The sequence below is a fragment of the Corynebacterium sp. MSK044 genome (assembly GCF_030232825.1).
Lineage (GTDB): Bacteria > Actinomycetota > Actinomycetes > Mycobacteriales > Mycobacteriaceae > Corynebacterium.
Map to the genome: position 1 here is coordinate 35884 of NZ_JASPJJ010000013.1, position 18168 is coordinate 54051.

At 60.6% G+C, this 18168-nt stretch carries 14 protein-coding genes; 8 read left to right on the forward strand and 6 right to left on the reverse strand.

Going from position 1 to position 18168, the window contains the following annotated elements; all coding sequences use genetic code 11:
* Window positions 1-9 precede the first annotated feature (9 nt).
* Both QP994_RS08290 and QP994_RS08295 read right to left on the reverse strand, forming a co-directional pair.
* Window positions 10-1347: a Na/Pi symporter gene (locus QP994_RS08290; RefSeq protein ID WP_284855261.1), complete on the reverse strand. Its 1338-nt coding sequence runs from the start codon at window positions 1345-1347 to the stop codon at window positions 10-12.
* Window positions 1348-1501: 154 nt separating this feature from the next.
* The gene (locus QP994_RS08295) at window positions 1502-2125 is read right to left on the reverse strand and encodes a hypothetical protein (RefSeq protein WP_284866149.1); all 624 of its coding nucleotides are present in this window, start codon (window positions 2123-2125) and stop codon (window positions 1502-1504) included.
* Between the two features lie 444 nt (window positions 2126-2569).
* Here QP994_RS08295 and QP994_RS08300 point away from each other — a divergent pair, with 444 nt between their 5' ends.
* The gene (locus QP994_RS08300) at window positions 2570-3247 is read left to right on the forward strand and encodes a GOLPH3/VPS74 family protein (RefSeq protein WP_284866151.1); all 678 of its coding nucleotides are present in this window, start codon (window positions 2570-2572) and stop codon (window positions 3245-3247) included.
* On the opposite strand, the gene QP994_RS08305 is transcribed toward QP994_RS08300, so the two are convergent.
* From QP994_RS08305 to QP994_RS08315, 3 genes are read right to left on the reverse strand one after another with little or no spacing between them, the layout of a single operon-like run.
* Window positions 3244-4302, reverse strand: coding sequence for a lipoate--protein ligase family protein (locus QP994_RS08305; protein WP_284866153.1), 1059 nt, complete (start codon window positions 4300-4302; stop codon window positions 3244-3246). The genes QP994_RS08300 and QP994_RS08305 overlap by 4 nt on opposite strands.
* On the reverse strand, window positions 4299-4829 hold the full coding sequence (locus QP994_RS08310) for a type 1 glutamine amidotransferase domain-containing protein (protein ID WP_284866155.1): 531 nt from the start codon (window positions 4827-4829) through the stop codon (window positions 4299-4301). Before QP994_RS08310 ends, QP994_RS08305 begins: the two co-directional genes overlap by 4 nt.
* 47 nt (window positions 4830-4876) lie before the next feature.
* Entirely contained in the window at window positions 4877-6265 is a 1389-nt protein-coding gene (locus tag QP994_RS08315; RefSeq protein ID WP_284866157.1) for an AI-2E family transporter, read from the reverse strand.
* Between the two features lie 362 nt (window positions 6266-6627).
* Between QP994_RS08315 and QP994_RS08320 the strand changes: the two genes are divergently transcribed.
* The gene (locus QP994_RS08320) at window positions 6628-7479 is read left to right on the forward strand and encodes a hypothetical protein (protein WP_284866159.1); all 852 of its coding nucleotides are present in this window, start codon (window positions 6628-6630) and stop codon (window positions 7477-7479) included.
* Window positions 7480-7550: 71 nt separating this feature from the next.
* Here QP994_RS08320 and QP994_RS08325 read toward each other — a convergent pair whose 3' ends face one another.
* On the reverse strand, window positions 7551-10607 hold the full coding sequence (locus tag QP994_RS08325; protein WP_284866161.1) for an Ig-like domain repeat protein: 3057 nt from the start codon (window positions 10605-10607) through the stop codon (window positions 7551-7553).
* A gap of 131 nt (window positions 10608-10738) precedes the next feature.
* Here QP994_RS08325 and QP994_RS08330 point away from each other — a divergent pair, with 131 nt between their 5' ends.
* From QP994_RS08330 to QP994_RS08355, 6 genes are all read left to right on the forward strand, one after another.
* On the forward strand, window positions 10739-11548 hold the full coding sequence (locus tag QP994_RS08330) for a hypothetical protein (protein WP_284855253.1): 810 nt from the start codon (window positions 10739-10741) through the stop codon (window positions 11546-11548).
* 226 nt (window positions 11549-11774) lie between these two features.
* On the forward strand, window positions 11775-13619 hold the full coding sequence (gene dnaK, locus QP994_RS08335; RefSeq protein WP_284855252.1) for a molecular chaperone DnaK: 1845 nt from the start codon (window positions 11775-11777) through the stop codon (window positions 13617-13619).
* 12 nt (window positions 13620-13631) lie between these two features.
* Window positions 13632-14201, forward strand: a complete 570-nt coding sequence (grpE, locus tag QP994_RS08340) for a nucleotide exchange factor GrpE (RefSeq protein WP_284866163.1) — start codon at window positions 13632-13634, stop codon at window positions 14199-14201.
* 213 nt (window positions 14202-14414) lie between these two features.
* The gene (dnaJ, locus tag QP994_RS08345; protein WP_284855250.1) at window positions 14415-15620 is read left to right on the forward strand and encodes a molecular chaperone DnaJ; all 1206 of its coding nucleotides are present in this window, start codon (window positions 14415-14417) and stop codon (window positions 15618-15620) included.
* A 12-nt stretch (window positions 15621-15632) separates the two neighbouring features.
* Window positions 15633-16031, forward strand: a complete 399-nt coding sequence (locus QP994_RS08350; protein ID WP_284855249.1) for a heat shock protein transcriptional repressor HspR — start codon at window positions 15633-15635, stop codon at window positions 16029-16031.
* A 126-nt stretch (window positions 16032-16157) separates the two neighbouring features.
* A complete protein-coding gene (locus QP994_RS08355) occupies window positions 16158-18164 on the forward strand; it encodes a Rib/alpha-like domain-containing protein (protein WP_284866165.1) in 2007 nt (668 codons plus the stop codon).
* The last annotated feature ends 4 nt before the right edge of the window (window positions 18165-18168 follow it).

An 18168-nucleotide genomic window follows, 5' to 3' on the forward strand; every position in this document is an offset into this window, starting at 1 on the left:
AAGGCTTCCTTACATAAGGGAGTTGGAAATGAACACGGCCAGCAGCGGGAGAGCAAAGAACACGCCGCCGATGTAGATGAAGATGTACAGCTTGTTCTTCTCGGCCAGGCCCGCCAGCCAGTCAGAGCACCTCGGCGGGACGTCGCGCAGGAAGGGTAGACCGAGAATGAGGATGGCGGCGAAGAGGTTAAACATCGTGTGCACGAGTGCACCAGCCATGGCGGCTTCGGCCTCCGCGCCGGACGCAGAGAACGCCGCGATGAGGCCGGTCACGGTGGTACCGATGTTCGCGCCGACCACGAACGGGAACAGTGTGCGCACGGAGAACTTGCCGGACGCAGCCAGCGGAACCGTCAGCGCGGTGGTGGTCGAGGAGGACTGGACCAGGGCGGTGATCAGGGCGCCGGAGAGGACACCGAAGAAGGAGTTCTTGCCCAGTGCGGCGTACAGGATCTCTTGAGCCTTACCGACGAGCAACGCATTCAGCAGCTTGCCGATGAAGCTAATGGACAGCAGCACCAGTGTGACGCCGATGATGGCAAGGAGGATGCCACCCCAGACGCTGCCAAGCGGAGAGACCAGCGCCCCCGCGACCCCGACGAGAGGTTCGGTGATGAGGTCAATGAAGTCGCCGAGCGACTCAAAGATGCCAGCAATAACACCATCGCCTGAACCGGAGAGGGACGGTGCAACCGCGGAGGCCGTCTTGCCCAGGAATCCCGTGAACATCTCCAGTGTGAAGAAGAACGTGATACCGATCAGGTTGAAGAAGTCATGCACGGTCGCCATAGAGAAACCGTTGCGGAACTGCTGCTTGTTGCCCGCCAGGCCTAACGCCACCAGCGTCGAGGTAACGGAGGTGCCCATGTTGGCGCCGAACAGCATCGGGATAGCAATCTCCAGCGGCAAGCCACCCGCGATCATGCCCACCACAATCGAGGTGGTTGTGGACGAGGACTGGATAATCGCCGTGGTCACAATACCGATGGCCAGACCCACGAACGGGTTCTCCGCAAAGGAGAACAGCTCTTTAGCCTGGTCGCCGGCGGCCAGCTTGAAGCCGTCGCCGATCATGCCCACGCCGTTGAGCAGCAGCCAGACGCCGACGAACACTGCAATCCAGTTAACAACCTGCTTAGCGGTGCCGGTGAACGGCAGAAACCCCAACGGGTCCTTCATCTGACCATCATCCTCATGGTCAGTAGCCGTGCGCGTTACTGCGTTGTCCTGGCCTTCAACCTCGGCTGATTCAGAATCTATCCGGCTGCGGTCGATGACACCCACGTCTTCTCCTTCATTAGGATCATGCTCATCGGTGAGCCCGTGGGAAAGACCCTCGCTGCTCATGAGTTCTCTCTTCTACGTACTGATAAGCCCTGACAAGGTTAGCCACAGGTTCTTGCCAGTAAGTAAACGAAGGTTGAACTCGGTGAGAACCTTTGGCATAACCAGGGGATATGCGGTGTCAAACCGAGGTGCCTAGGGGGTGGCTTGCCGCCCCTTAGAGCACTGCGGGAACCGATGTCGCGGCCGCAACTATCGCGGACCATTGCGCGATGCTCACGGTCCCGGCCGCGTGGGTGTTCGGTGTGTGGGTTGGCGTGCTCGCCTGCTTGAATGCTGGGCGGTGCCAGCCGGTCCAGGTAGTAAAAGGCAGGCCACGCTTTTCCAGGAAAGCAACAATCGCCCCCGGCTGGTCCGCGGGGGACGGGTCGCTGACCACAGGAGTGCGGCTCACGGTCACGTTGTTGGCCCTGCTCAGATGCTCGTACACAGTCACGGTTTCTGGGCTGGTTCCCACGATGGTGAGCTCCGGGCCCTCAGTGTCGTCAGTAGCAACGATTACAGTGTCGTAATAGCGGGTCAGCTCGCCGATGGTGATGTCCGTTCCTACACTCACGTTTCCAAAGAGGCGCAGGCGCGGCACCAGGGAGCCGCCGGGTTGGGTGCTCGCTGGGCGGTGTTGGCTGGCAAAGCGCAAGAGACCGATTGGTGCCGGCGCTGAATCAAAAAGATCCACAAAGAACGTGTGGTCCCCCATGCAGATCAAGGCGTCCGATGCATGAATGCCGGCTGGGCCGGCGCCGACGATGGCCACGCGGTGTGCGCGGAACTCGTGCGTCATGATGACTCCTTTGATCAGTTGGTACAGACTGCTTGGTCTGTAAATGTACGCGCTCCAGGTGTCGTGTCAAGGGATCCGGGGGAATTATATTCACCGCAAATGGACTATGACGTGCTGAATTAATGAGTGTGGGGAGGAAGGGCCTCGCTCTAACCGGGCGTAAATAGGCGCTGCGCACGAAACAGACCGAACGGTCTGGCAATTTGTTGTGTGGGAGGGGACCTACGGGGGCGGGTGAAGGATTTCGCACTCGATCCCGGAATGCTTGGTGCGCCCCACTTTCACCTGTGGGTTTCCCGGATAGTGGCGGAAGGGCCACGCAAATCCTTCACTCGGCCCCGTGTAATCACCACCAAAGCCCCAGAACTGAACCGGTCGGGCTAGACTGGCCCAAGTTCATCCGCTAGACCCGCTAGTTGAAAGACAGTTGAAAGACCATCAACCATGCTCGTTAGTGAAGCACTGTTTCTCTTGCTCTCAAATAAGTCCGCACACCCGGAACTGGGAGTGAGTCACCAGCGCGTTGCCTTGAATGGTGCGTTGCTGTGTGACCTCGTGGCCACGGGCTTGGTAGAGGTCCATGGCGGTAAAAGCCCCACGCTGACCGCTGTTCCCGGCGCAGCCGCCCGAGCACAGTCTCATCCGGCACTGGCCCACGGCGTTGAAAGGGTGGAGCGCAAGGGGCAGCCCACTTTGTATTCGGCCCTCAATTCACGGAAGTTCGCTGCTAAGGAAGCGATTGCGGAGCGCCTCATTGAGGAAGGCGTGCTCGATGAGGAGCGCGCTGGTTTCCTGGGGTTGAAGTGGTCCCGCTTCCCTGAGAAGGACGAGACCATTGAGGCCACCATGCGCCAGCGCTACCGGGACATCTTCCGTGGCAAGGCGGAGCCCCGCCCGGAGGAAGCCATGCTGATTGTGCTGCTGCGCAATACTGGTGAGCTGCGCCGTCAGTTCCTCGAGGAGATTGAGGGCATCCCGTTTGATGCGCTGCGGGTGCGCGTGTATGAGATTGATAAGAATGTCCTGGACGCCGCCACGTATGAGAACGCCGAGGGCATCAACCTCATCCTCGACGGCGTAGCCAGGGTTGCCGCGATCGAGGAAGAGGCGGCCTCCAGCTAAGGCACGCGGTAGGTCCACTCGTCGGTGCTGAACTTTTCAGCCACGAGTTTTTCAGCCGCCGCCAGATCCTCATCAGACAAAGATCCCAGCTGGGATGGGTAGCGTGCCATGAAGGTGCTGATCAGCGCGTCGATGACCTCTGAACGTTCCACACCTGTCTGGCGGCGCAGCGGGTCCACGCGCTTGGCGGCAGACTGCACGCCTTTGGAGGATAGTTTCACCTTGCCCACGCGCAGGACTTCGAGCATCTTGTCGGCGTTGATGTCGTAGCTCATGGTGGTGTGGTGCAGCACCGCACCGGGGATGCGCTTTTGGGCGGCGCCGCCGATTTTGCCGCCGTCGGAGGTGATGTCGTTGATCGGCACATACCAGGCGTTCACGCCTAGGGACTGCAGGCCGGCGAGCACCCACGTGTCCAGGTACTGGTAGCTGTCCACGTAACTGAGTCCCGCCACCACATCGTCGGGCAGGTACATGGAGTAGGTGACGCAGTTGCCGCCCTCCATAAACATGGCGCCACCACCAGAAATGCGGCGCACCGGCACGATGTTGTGCTTCTTGATCCCTTCCGGGTCCAACTCATTTTGGAAGGACTGGTAGGAGCCGAAGACCACGGCCTTGTCGTCCCATTCCCAGAAGCGCAGGATCGGGCCCTTGCGTCCGGCCGCGACTTCCTCGAGAAGGTACTGGTCCAGCGCCACATTCACAGGGGTGGGCAGGACCGGGCAGTGGATGACAGTCCAGTCATAGTCCGTCAGGTCCTTCGCATCGAGCAGTGCGCGTCGCGCGACCACGGCCACGTCGCGGGTGGAAAAGCCGTGCAGGGAGACGGGGCCGAGGGGGGCCAGGGCGTCGTCGATAAGCTTCTGCAACTCGGCTGCACTTGCGCCAACGGGTGCGCCGACGAGCGCGCCGTTGATTGCGTCGAAGGCTTCCTCAGGCTCGAGGAAGAAGTCGCCAGAGATGCGGGCGTCGGTGATATGCGCGCCGTCATCGTCGATGTCCGCGACGACGAGCTTGCCGCCGGCGACCTTCACTTCAAAGTGGTGCTTCACTTAGCAAACTCCCCGACGATCGCCTTGTTGAATGCCGGCAGATCATCCGGGGTGCGCGAAGAAATAATTTGCTTATCGACGACAACCTCCTCATCCACCCACTCCGCCCCCGCATTCTTGAGGTCGGTCTTCAGCGAAGGGTAGGACGTCATGCGAACGCCCCGCAGCGCGTCCGCATCGGTGAGAATCCAACCACCGTGGCAGATCACACCAACCGGCTTGCCTGCCTGGGTCAGCTCGCGGACGAAGGCGACAGCGGCCTCGTCCATGCGGATGTGGTCGGCGTTACCGGTGCCGCCGGGAAGAATCAGGGCGTCAAAGTCCGCGGCGTTGGCCTCAGCCGTAGTCAGGTCGACGTCTACGTTTGCGCCCTTCTTGCCCTCAATCGTGCCGGCCTCCGGGGCAACAACCACAGCCGTTGCGCCAGCGGCCTCGACCGCCTCGCGCGGGCCAGTCAGCTCTGAATCCTCAAAGCCGTTGGTGGACAGGATGGCAACCTTCTTGTTCTGCAATGTGTTTTCACTCATGCGTCCCCAGGGTAGAGAAAAACACCAACCCATGTGTTGCAGAAGGTCTAGGCGTCCTGCTCGGCTTCGTCCTTCTTGCGGCCGATGGACAGCATCCTGTCACACACGGCTTGGTACGCCTCGCGCCCGTCCATGCCCTGGCTTTGTTGGGTGGCAAGCTGAATATCATCCGCCGTGATCTCCCCGGTGCGCAGGGACACCATCTCCGCCCAGTAGCGGAACCACACCGCGAAGACAGCTGCGATCGGCACAGCCAGGAACGCGCCCACAATGCCAAACAGCGTGCCACCCACCGCGACGGACAGCAGCACGATCGCGGCGTGCATGTTCATCGAACGGGACTGCAGGATCGGGGACAGCACGTTGCCCTCCAGCTGCTGCACCAAGATGACCAGGCCGAGTACCAACAGCGCATTGGTCAGGCCGTTAGACACCAGCGCCACCACCACGGCGAGGGCACCCGCGGTGAACGCACCGATGATTGGGATGAAGCCACCGAAGAACGTGAACACCGCCAGCACCGGCGCCAGTGGAACGCCAAGGATGACGAGGCCGACGCCGATAAAGACGGCGTCGACAAGCGAAACGATCGCCTGCGTCCGAATGAACCCCGCGAGCGTATTCCACGAACGCATTAGCACCTCAGAAAGATGCCAACCCGCCCTCTGACCAGCGTATTTGCGTAGCCACGGCAAGAAGCTGTCGCCGTCTTTGAGGAAGAAGAAAGTAAGCACCAGCATCAGCAGAAGCGTCGTGCCTATCGACGTCACCGCCCCCACACCCGTCACCACACCCGACGCAATATTGGAAGCCTGGCCGCGGACAAACTCCCCGATCCTCTCCACAGCTTCCTGAATCTGGGCCGTATTCACATCGAACGGCGAGGACGTCTCAATCCACCCCAGAATCCGCCGCACACCCTCCTCCGACTGGCGATACAAATCCACCGACTGCGTCTTGATCATCGGCGCCATCGCCGCAAACAACCCACCAATCGCACCAAAGAACGTGATGAGCACCAAAAACACCGCCAACGCCGACGGCACCTTATGGTTCCGCAGCCACCGCACCGGCGGCCACAACACCGTGCAGAAAATCAGCGCCAACAGCAGCGGCAGCACGCCCACCCACACGTAGCCGATGATCTTGAACAGAAACACCGACGCAATCACCACAACAATGAAGCGCAGCGCCCACGCCGAAGCCGCCTTGCCGTCCCCGGCAATCACCTTCGCGCGGTCAATGCTCTCGCCCCGGTTCACGGGCTCCTGCTCGCGCTCTTTATCTTGAGCTTTGTCTGGCTCTTGCTTCTGCGCTTTCTCTCGCGCTTGCGCCTCTTCGCTTGGCTTCTGCGCCTCTTCGCTTTGCTTTTCGCTTTGCTTATCGACCGAATCGATCAACGTCTCAGCAAAATCCTTCGCACCCTTTTCAGTCACAAAGGTGCATTCTGCCAGACATGCGTGAAAAGCAATACCAGCAATGCTGTTGTGCAGCAGGTTTGGGGCCAGGTTTGAGGGTCAGGTTTGAGGGGCAGGTTTGCGGCCGGGTTTCTGGGCCGGGGTTTCTGGGCCGGGGTTTCTGGGACCGAGGTTAGTCGCGTGTGACTTTTGAGTCACTGCAGTTACATCCGACCTGGCCTTTTCTCAAGCTCGTTTCAGACGCGACTAACCGCGCCGGAATGAAGGCGGGTTCCCTGAGGGGGAAGCACAAGAAACTGGGAATTTCCCTGACAAATAAATGGCAATTGCGTAGCATTCCTTATCGATCCGAAGTTTTCCCCCTGAAAGGAACCCCTGCCATGAAGGTTTCCCGTTTTTCCCGCGCTGCAGCCACAGCGGCGCTAACTGTTGCGGTTGCTACTGGCGCAACCGTCGCTCCTGCGAATGCGTGGGAGAACACCTACCAAACCTATGAAGAGGTCGGGAACAACGAAGGCCTGTGCACCCTGGAGTTCACGGCCGACGAGGTTCAGCGCATCAATGACGCTTACAACTTGATGTTTGAAACCATGGCGGATCTCTCCGCTGAGAAACTTCAGAATAGGGAGAGCGCGGACATTTGGTACCCGTGGGCGAAGGAGAACCCAGACAAGAATCCTTTGGCATGGCACCTTGGCACCAAGTACAAGGGCAAGGACGTCGGTAATGCGCAGCGGAAGCTGGCGACAATCCATCCCAGTAAGAACTCTGGCCCGTACTTCATGGCTGGCAAGTTCCTGCAGCAGTCTCGCGAGCCGATTCTGACCAACGAGACGCTGAAAGTCACCCCCTCTCAGGCTAAGGACATGAAGGGGGCCGGCGCTGTTAAGACAGGCGGTCTCATCGCGCCGGGTCTCTGGGGTCTTATCACTGGCAGCCTCAAGATCAATGACGCCACAGGTATGGCCGCTGAGGCTCTGAACAAGCTGGGGCCGCGCATCCAGCCGACGATTAAGACCTACGAAGAGGCACTCACCGCGTGCGAGGAGCGTCGCAGCACCAAGGGCCAGATCAGCAAGGGCTCCAGTCTCGATACGGACCAGTTCATTGGTGTTGTCGCCGGTGGCATTCTCGGCGGTCTTGCGCTGCTCGGCCTTATCGCTGTTGCGGTTGGCCCGCTGGTCAACGACTTCTTCACTAACTTCTGGAAGAACGCCGGCGTCCTGCGCTAACCCCCACTCAACGAAGTGCTCCCCGTCAGCTGGAACTGTCCAGCCAGCGGGGAGTTTTTCGTGGTTAGCGCCTAGTAGCGGATGCCCATCTGCTCGAACCATTGGCGCACCGGGGGCGACTGAAGCACCACCGCGGCCAGGGCGCCGAGCAGCAGAGCGAGCAGGCTGCCGCCAATCGCGAAGGAGATGGCACGGTTGTTCTCCGAGCTCGAGGCATCAGTGCTTGTCGACGATCCCCCGTCCCCCGGAGTATCTGGAGTATCCGGAGTGGTTTTCTCCGCAACAGTCACGGTGAGAGGTACGGAGCGCTCTCCCTCGGTGCCGTCCTCAGCGAGGACGTAGGCACGCACCTCGTACTGCCCTGGCTTGTCAAAGGTGTGCTTGAAGCGGGCGGTGCCGTCGGGGTCGATGGGGGCGTCGCTGAGCTTGGTGCCGTCGGAAAGCTCAAAAACCATGCGACCTTTTGTCTTCGGCGACGTGCCTGCCGTGAGCGTGATTTCGCGTCCGTCGGTGGTTTCGATTGCGCGGGAGGCGTCCACCGCGGGTGTGGCCGGAGCCTGCTTTTCAGGCTGTGCTGTGGCGGTGGTGGTGACGGTCACCGATTCGGTCGTGGTGGTGTTCACCGTGGTTGGAACAGTGGTTGTGACGGTAGTCGGCTCAACTTGGGTGGAGACCTCCGTCACGGTGGTCGGCTCCACCTGGGTCGTGGTCTCGCGAACTGTTTCACGTTCAGTCTCAACCACGGTGGTGGGCTCGACCTGGGTGGTCGTGTTGGTCACGGTGACGGCGGGTTTTTCGTCGGCGACGATGGCGGAGTGGGTGGATTCGGAGGGGTTGAATGCTGCGGTGTCGGCGGCATTGGCGGGGGTGACAAGGGCAGTGAGGTCGATGTCCTCACCGGTGGTCACCTTGGAGGGGCCGGCGAGGAGCACGGCGGTGTCGTGTTTTTCTGGGGTGACGGGAGGTGCCGGGTTGACGGTCACGGTGGTGGTGCCGGTGGAGCCGTTGTGGGTGTCGGCGGCGCCGTCGGTGGGGACGTATTCGGCCTTGATGGTTTTAGGGCCGTCGGTCTTCGGGGTGTAGGTGAAGGTGGCGGTGCCGTTGGTGACGGGTGCCCAGCCTTGAACGCCGTTGTCATCGGTGTAGGTGACTAGGCCGGTGGTGGCGCCGGCGATGGTGGCGGTGACGGTGGTGCTTTCACCAAGCGTCAGTTCGTTGGGGTTGGCGGCGAGGTCGAGGGTGGTGTCCTTCTTGTCGCGTGAGCCGATGACCAGGGTGTGTGTTGCTTCGGCCGGGGAGTAGGTGTCGCCGGCGGTGGGGGTGAACACGGCGCGGAGGTCGTGGCGGCCGGTGGGGAAGGTGTCACTGATGGTGGCAGTGCCAGACGCAGTGCCGGTGGCGGTATCCACGGGGCTGGTGCCCAGGGACTGGTCGCCGTTGAAGAATTCGACGGTGCCGTCCACCTGCGGGGTGACGGTGGCGGTGATGGCTACGTGGTCGCCGCCCTTCTTGTTGTCCTCGGCGGTCAGTTGCAGGGTGGTTGCTTGCTTCTCCACTTCGAGTTCAAACGTGGTTTCAGAGCCTGCGAACGCGTCTGCGTCGGCAGGGGTGAACACGACTTTGAAGGACTTGGTGCCGGTTGAATCCGGGGTGTAGGTCGTGGTGGCCACGCCGGATTCGGGTTGGGTGGGGTCGGAGAGGGGGGTGGGGGTGGCGTCGATAAGCTCGAAGAATTGCACGGTGCCCGGGGTGTCCGGGTTGACCTTGACTTTGAGCTGCGCGGGCTTGTTCACGGTGCCCGCGCGGTCGCCCATGTACGTCAAGGTCGTGGCGGTTGCAGGAAGCTTTTCGACGTTCACCGTCGTCCCCTTCCCCGTCGCCGGCGTGAACGTCGCTGGGTTGTCTGGCGTGAACTCGGCGGTGATCTCGTTGGCGCCCAGGGGCAGGGTGTGGGTCAGTTCGGCGGTGCCGTTAGCAACGGGGACGGGGTTGCCGATGTTTTCACCGTTGTTCTTGAACTGGACGGTGCCAGCAGCATTGGCTGGGGTGATGGTTGCGGTGAGGCGTGACTCGGTGCCCTCGATGACGGTGCCTTTGTCCGCGCTGACGGTAAGGCTGGTCTGTTCCGCTGGCAGGTCGTTGCGCGGCGGGAGTTCCTTCGGTGCGATCTTGAAGGTGGCCTCGTTCATGGGCACGAGGACGTGGAGGTTCTCCATGTACTTGTAGGCGGCGTACTGCGGGATGTGGATGCCGGGGATGTCCGGTGCGATGAAGTCACCGCCGAGTTCCCAGGTTGTGCCCTTGGTGACGGTATACGAGCTCTTGTGCTGGAAGCCGATGTAGCCTTCGTTGACCGTCGGCCAGGTTTGGCCATCGGTGGTCTGACCCCAACCCGGCGCTTTAACGAGGGAACCAGACTCTGTGATGGACAAACCGTTTTCATCAGCGCGGGTCTTTACCGCTACGGAGCTATCCGCGTTGTCTGAATCAGCGTGGTAGCGCGCACCAGTGCCTTCAACGTAGGTGGAGCCGGGTGCGGGGTTGAGGCCGACCTCGAAAAGGCGACCAAGCTTGGCGGTGGTCATTCGGCCGTTCAGGGTGTAGGTGTCACCCGGTTGGAGTTCGATGGGGTTGTCGATGCTGCTGACCTGCTTGTTGATGGTGAAGCGATCGTAGGTGTCCCCGTCGGTGCCGGTTTTACCCTTGCCGTCCATGTCGAACTTGGTGGGGAAGGGTGTGGTGAAGGTGGTGGTGCCGTCGGGGTTGAGCGTGTAGTCAACGTCGTTGCGAGTGGTGATGTATCGACTGGTCAGGGTGTGCTCGCCGTAGGACTTCGGGGTGATCGAGGCGGTGGCAACACCTTCGCCGTTGACATCGGTGGTGGCTACCAGGACGCCGTCGAGGAAGAACTGCACCTTGCCAGTGGTGGCGCCTGGGACAGTGGCGGTGAAGGTGGCCGGCTGCTTCGCGGCAACGGTGCTCTCGCCGGTAACGGTCACCGCCTCAGCGGCCTGGGCGATCGCCGCAGCGATGATCGAGTTGTTCGCTGGGACGACAACAGTGGGTGTGGCAACCGCGAAGGCCGTCAAACCAGCAATAGCAATATGGAAGGGAAAACGACGGGACACGTTGAAAACCTCAAGGTTGAGGCCCTCTTTTGGGCAGAGAGCAGGGGGACAGGGGAGAGATGTAGACAGGATTCTACAATTGTTTGAACATTTCCGGGCAGTTTTAGTTGAAATTGAAAGGTTTTCCTGTCTTGAAGCTTCGTCATGTCGCCATCGCGGTCGCCACCGCCACCGCTGTTGCTAGTGCCACGCTGAGCGTTCCCGCGCACGCGTACACCGTCAGTTATGACGAGGAAACCCACAAGTGCACAATCTCCTTCACCGAGCAGGATCAGGCTCGCGTCAATGATGCCTACAAGAACGTCTATGGGCGGCTTGCGGATCAGCTAGTGCAAACGCTGAGTGAGAAGGAGTCCACCAGTTCGTATTCGCAGGAGCAGCGCAAGCAGGACCTGGATATGTACGTGGCGTGGGCGAAAACGGTGGATGACCCCAACCCGTACTCCGATGACCCTGAGGTGAAGGAGGCGCAAAAGCGTCTGTGGCGCTACGAGCGTCAGAACTACAACATCTTTGTCGCGCTGACCAGGGCGTCGAAGAAGGATATGATCACTGATTCTCAGATGGAGCTCACCCGCGAAGAAGCCAAGAAACTCGGGGAGACCCTGGGGCTGGATCTGAGTACCGTCCTTGGTGGCGGTGGTCTCGGTGGGCTCCTGGGCAGTGTCCTTGGCGGTGTGAGTGACATCAGCCATTCGGTGAAGATCATGATGCGCGAAGATGCCCTGAAGCTTGCCGGCCCCATTGCTGGCTACAACAAGGCCCTGACTTCATGCGCGGAAGGCGCGAGCGACTCCAGCTCCGTCCCGGCCGGTTCCTCTCTGTCATTCACCGAGATGTTCGGTGTGCTCATCGCCGGAATCGTTGGCCTCGTGCTCGTTGCCGCGGGCATCGGCTATGCAGTACGGCCAGCGGTGGATGACTTCTTCAGTTCGCATTAAAGGCTCCTAACCCGACCCTTAAAACCTCACTTGGCCTGCTTTAATGAAGAAAGTTGAGCGGAGTGGGAACAACTTTAAGCGTCGCGCCGTTGTAAGGATTGAGTCAGTCAGGCTCAACCTTGCGACACTGAATTCCCTTTGAGTGGTACAGTGGCTCGCAGAAGTTGAGTCGAAGGGACTTAACTTGAGAAACGAAGACACTAAAACACTTAGGAGGACATGAATTATGGGACGCGCAGTAGGTATTGACCTTGGTACGACGAACTCCGTCGTTTCCGTTCTGGAGGGTGGCGAGCCGGTAGTTATCGCCAACGCGGAGGGTGCACGCACGACTCCGTCGGTCGTCGCTTTCGCGAAGAACGGTGAGATCCTTGTTGGCCAGTCTGCAAAGAACCAGGCGGTGACCAACGTTGACCGCACCATCCGTTCCGTGAAGCGCCACATGGGCGACAACAACTGGAACGTTGACATTGATGACAAGAAGTACACCCCGCAGGAAATTTCCGCTCGCACGCTGATGAAGCTGAAGCGCGACGCGGAGGCTTACCTGGGTACTGACGTCACCGACGCGGTGATCACCGTGCCGGCATACTTCGAGGACGCACAGCGTCAGGCAACGAAGGAGGCTGGCCAGATCGCAGGCCTCAACGTCCTGCGTATTGTGAACGAGCCGACGGCAGCTGCCCTGGCTTACGGCCTGGACAAGGGTGAGAAGGAGCAGACCATCCTGGTCTTCGACCTGGGTGGCGGTACGTTTGACGTCTCCTTGCTGGAGATCGGCGACGGCGTTGTTGAGGTTCTGGCTACCGCTGGTGACAACGAGTTGGGTGGTGATGACTGGGATCAGCGTGTGGTGGATTGGCTCGTCGATAAGTTTAAGAGCCAGCACGGCATCGACCTGACGAAGGACAAGATGGCTCTGCAGCGTCTGCGTGAGGCTGCTGAGAAGGCGAAGATTGAGCTGTCCTCTGCGCAGCAGGCCTCCATCAACCTGCCGTACATCACGGTGGATGCGGACAAGAACCCACTCTTCCTCGACGAGAGCCTGTCCCGCACCGAGTTCCAGAAGATCACTTCTGACCTGCTGGATCGCACCAAGCAGCCGTTCAACCAGGTGATCAAGGACGCTGGCCTGTCCGTCGGCGACATTGATCAGGTTGTCCTGGTTGGTGGTTCCACCCGTATGCCGGCTGTGTCTGACCTGGTCAAGGAGCTCACCGGCAAGGATCCGAACAAGTCCGTCAACCCGGATGAGGTCGTGGCACTCGGTGCTGCACTCCAGGCTGGCGTGCTCACCGGTGACGTGAAGGATGTGCTGCTTCTCGACGTCACTCCGCTCTCCCTCGGCATCGAGACCAAGGGTGGTGTGATGACCAAGCTGATCGAGCGCAACACCACCATCCCGACGAAGCGTTCGGAGACCTTCACCACGGCTGAGGACAACCAGCCGAGCGTGCAGATCCAGGTCTTCCAGGGCGAGCGCGAAATGGCTTCCGCTAACAAGCTGCTCGGCTCCTTCGAACTCGGCGGCATCGCACCGGCACCGCGTGGCGTCCCGCAGATCGAGGTCACCTTCGACATCGATGCCAACGGCATTGTCAACGTGACCGCGAAGGACAAGGGTACCGGTAAGGAAAACACGATCAAGATCCAGGAAGGCTCTGGCCTGTCCCAGGAGGAGATCGACCGGATGATCAAGGACGCCGAGGCTCACGCTGACGAGGACAAGGCTCGCCGCGAGGAGCAGGAAACCCGCAACAACGCGGAATCCATGGCATACCAAACCCGTAAGTTCCTGGACGAGAACTCTGACAAGGTCACCGAGGACATCAAGTCCAAGGTCACCGCTGCTGCCGATGAGGTCGACGAGGCTCTCAAGGGCACCGACATCGACGCCATCAAGGCCGCAGTGGAGAAGCTGTCCACCGAGTCCCAGGAGATGGGTAAGGCCATCTACGAGGCGGAGGCCAACGCTGGCGCTGCTCAGGCTGACGCCCCGGCCGATGACAATGTCGTCGACGCCGAGGTTGTTGAGGACGACGCTGACGCTGACAACTCCGAGGACAAGTAAGGAGCTGCCACCATGACCAACCCGAACCAGCCCACGCCCGAGAACCCGGAAGCTACTGAGGCGACTGACGCTACGGAGGAGTTCGTAGCCGATGAGCTTACCGACACCGAAGGGCTCGACCCCCAGGTCGCCCCTGACGTGGACGGCGATGGGGAGGTCTCTGACCTGGAGCTTCAGCTTGCTGAGCGTACGGAAGACCTCCAGCGCGTCAGCGCCGAGTACGCCAACTACCGTCGCCGCACGGACCGCGAGCGCACTCAGATCGCTGATCTAGCGAAGGTCAAGATTGTCTCGCAGCTGCTCCCGCTTCTCGACGATTTGGAGCTCGCCCGCCAACACGGCGACCTGCAAGAAGGTCCCCTGAAGGCATTCGCCGACAACCTGGCCGGGGTTCTGACCGGCCACGGTGTGGCTCCCTTCGGTGACGAGGGCGATGCCTTCGACCCGGAGATCCACGAGGCAGTGCAGGATCTGTCCTCCGGTGATGACAAGGTCATCGGAACGGTTCTGCGCCGCGGCTACAAGCTGGGTGACAAGCTGATCCGCAACGCGATGGTGATCATCGCGGATCCTGCAGAGTAATCGCCCAGGCTGACCATGGGGGCGGGACGGGGAACCCCGCCCGCCCCTTTTGCTCGACGGGGTCGAGAAATCTGGCACCCGAAAAATCGGCTCTTTCGGGCCTAAGGCTCTGACCAGTACTTTTAGTAACTCAACAAAATTGGCTCCCGATGGGGGCGTTAGATATATCGAATTAGTTCCGAAAGCTTCCTATTTGGAAAGGAGGAGGTGCACATGGCTATGCAACAGGAATGGTCCAACAAGGACTACTACGGTGATTTGGGTTTGAGTAAGTCGGCCACCACCGCTGAAATTAAGAAGGCTTACCGCAAGCTGGCTAGGGAGAACCACCCGGATTCGAACCCCGGCAATAAGGCAGCGGAAGAAAAATTTAAGCGCGTGGCTGAGGCGTATGACGTGCTCGGCGATGAGGCTAAGCGCAAGGAATACGACGAGTTTAAGTCGATGATGGACTCCGGAGGCTTCATGCGCTTCGGGGGGAGGGGAGGCTCGGGTTTCCCGGGTGGGTTTCGCACGACGGGCTCCCAAAACTCCTCGGACTTCAGCGGAGGATTCGACGACTTCGGGTTTGGACAAGGCGGAGGATTTTCTGCGGAAGGCGGTCTTGGTGACATCTTCGGTGGCCTCTTTAACCGCGGCGGCAATGGTGGCAGGAATGCTCGGCCGACGCGGGGGGCCGACGTCGAAACGCAAATAACCCTTGACTTCCGTGAGGCGGTGAAGGGCACGACGATCCCGGTGGAACTCACTGGTGAGGCGCCGTGTACGGATTGCCATGGCTCTGGTTCGAAGGACGGCAAAACCACGACGTGCCCGGATTGTTCCGGGAGCGGTTTTGTCAGTGAGCAGCGGGGCGCTTTCGGGATGTCCCGGCCGTGCACTCGCTGTGGCGGCACCGGGCAGATCGTGGAACACCCGTGTGGCACGTGCCACGGTGGTGGGACGGTGCGAAAGACCCGTTCGATCACGGTGCGTATTCCGGCTGGTGTGATTGATGGGCAGAAGGTCCGTCTGGCTGGCCAGGGTGAGGCGGGCCCGAATGGGACGCCGGCGGGTGACCTGTTTGTCAACGTGACGGTCCGCCCGGACAAGGTGTTCACGCGCACCGGGGATGACCTAGAGGTGACGGTGCCGGTGAGCTTCAGCGAGTTGGCTTTGGGCGGCACGGTGACTGTGCCCACCTTGGATAACCCGGTGAAGGTGAAGGTGCCTGCTGGTACGCCGAATGGTCGGACGCTGCGCGTGAAGGGCCGTGGTGTGCCACGCCGATCGGGCACGAATGGTGACCTGATGGTTACGGTGCAGATTACGGTGCCGAAGAACCTGGACACGGCAGCGACGAGTGCGCTGCGTGCCTACGCCCAGGCGGAGAAGGACTCTGGCTTCAACCCGCGTGCGGGTTGGGCCGGGGCGGTCTAAGGGGTGAGCGAAATGGCTAGTTCGGAACAGTATTCAGGCGAGTACTTTGTCATCTCCGTTGCCGCTGAGCTCACCGGCATGCACGCCCAGACCCTGCGCACGTATGACCGGATGGGGTTGGTTAGTCCTGTGCGTACCTCCGGTGGCGGTCGCCGCTATTCGGAGCGCGACATCAAGCGCCTGCGCCAGGTTCAGCACCTTTCCCAGGAGGAGGGTGTGAACCTCGCGGGGATCAAGACGATCATTGAGCTTAGCGAGCGGATTGATCAACTTGAGGATGAGAATGCACAGCTCAAGGAGCACCTCGCGCAAGCACGTGTTGCTTCTCGACGAGGTGGTGAACTCGTCCACGTTCCCCGCTCCACCGCGCTGGTGGCGTGGTCCCGTTCGACTCGTCGTGAGCGGGGCTAGGGGAAGCTGATATTTCCTGGCCACACTTGTGCGTGGTCGTGTGTGTTTGCCTCCTGCGTTGTTTCTGGCAAGATCAATTACAGGTATGCCCTTTCGGGGCATGAAAAGAGAAGAGGACGCACCGTATTGAGGTCTGCACACCGCCGGATCACGGCCATCGCTGTCGCTATGACAGTGGGGCTTTGCGTTCCTTCGTTCACGATGCATGTCGGTGGGCCACACGGCTTTGGTCCAGCTGTTGCCCAGGCGCAGCAAGCTGAACCCCGTGTTGTGTACATCGGGGACCGCGTGGTGCTCAGGCCGATTGATTACACGCCGACGAAGCAGGAGTGGGTTGTCAGCGGAACCGTGGTGAAAAGCTGCGAGTTCCCCAACGGTTTTGATGCTTCCTCGTGTGCGCTGCGCATTGATTATCCGGCGGGCACCCGCATTGATTTGGTGAGCTATTCGCCCACGCATGAGAGCACCATCCCGCTTGTGGTGAAGGACCCCGCAGCCGGGTTTAGTTTCGCGGGTACGCAGGAGACGACGGTGAGCCGTGAGGTGGGGGAGACCGTGGCTTTGCGGGTGGACGAAGAGTTGCCGCCAGCGGCGAACACGATTGTGTGGCGCCGGGGTGCTCAGGTGGTGAAGAAGTGTCAGGTGGCTTCCGCTGCTGACGTTGCTGCCTGCTCTTACACACTCGGTGCGGAAGACGAAGGCAAGGAGGTCACCGTGGACCTTCTGTACCGCAACCGCGCTGTGTCCACTCTGACTATCAACGTGGGTGCAGTGACACCGGAGCCGGGGGAGGATGAGCCGGAGGATGCCACGTTGGCGGACACGCATGAGCCGGTGTACCCGCCGTCCTTTGCCCATGTTGGCCAAGGCGGGAGTAGTCATGCACCCACCTTCAATGTGGTCCATGGGGGTGTGACTTTTAACCGCCAGCCCACACCAGAAGGCACGAGCTTTGAGGTCGTGTCTGGGACTGCCGTCGTGGATGCGGAAGGCAAGCTGACGGTGCTTACTCCGCCGGGCATGCAGGTGGGCGAAAAAATCCCCGTGACGGTGAAGGTGACCTACGCAGACGGGTCCTTCGACACGGTGGTCGTGGAGTTCTTGCTGGTGGGCGACCTCATGGCGGAGAAGTACTCCCCGGCGTATGAGGAGAACCGCACCGCGGCAAAGGGCAAGACGATCACCGTGCACCAAGTCGGGGAAGCCAGCATGCCCGAGGTGGAGTACTTCGTGGTGGAACCCGCGGAAGGATTCCGTGGCTGGCTGGTGGGCATTGATAAAAACACCGGTGCGCTCCGCCTCACCGCACCTGAAGAAGATGCCACCCCACTGACCGTCACCGTTCATGCGGTGTACCCCGATGCATCAGTCGATGAACTTACGGCCACTGTCCGCATCAACCCTGAGGGCAGCGACGCCAGCCAGTTCCTGCCATCCCAGCCTGTCCCGATCATCGTTGCGCCGGGTGAGGCCGGAAGTTTCACCCCACAAGGGTTGCCTTCGGGAACAACGTTTGATTCTGTCAGTGACGGTGGCCTGGAAAATCTCACCGTTGACCGTGGGACAGGGCAAACTGACTTCACCATGCCGCGCGATGCTGTTCCAGATGCGCTGTACCTTCCCACCATGGATGTGCTGTACTCGGATGGCTCGGACAACCGCATTGCTACTCCGGTTCACGTTTCCTCCCTTGCGCAAAAAGCGCGGCCGAAGTGGGGCGCAATCACGGTTCGCGCAGGTCGAAGCGCCAGCGCCGCACAGACCGGCACGGTTCCTGCCGGCACCACTTTCGCGTTACCACGCAGCTTCACGCCAGAAGGGTGGCACGTGCGTATCGACGCGACCACGGGCCACCTCACCGTCACCACCACCCGCAACGCCACCCCGGAAAACCACATCACCATCCCCGTGATCGTGACCTATTCTGATGGTTCCCATCGGGAGGTAGCGGTTGAGGCGGAGATGACGGGTGGGGGTCAGGGGTCGTCGATAAGCGATAGGCTGAGATTGAGCACTCTGGACTGGGTTGGTCTGGCGATGACTCTCCTCGTGGGGATTCTGACGACACTGGCTGCGTCTCAGCGTGCACTGCAACTTGTTGAGAAAATCAACCGGCAACTGCAAGCGAGGTAACAAT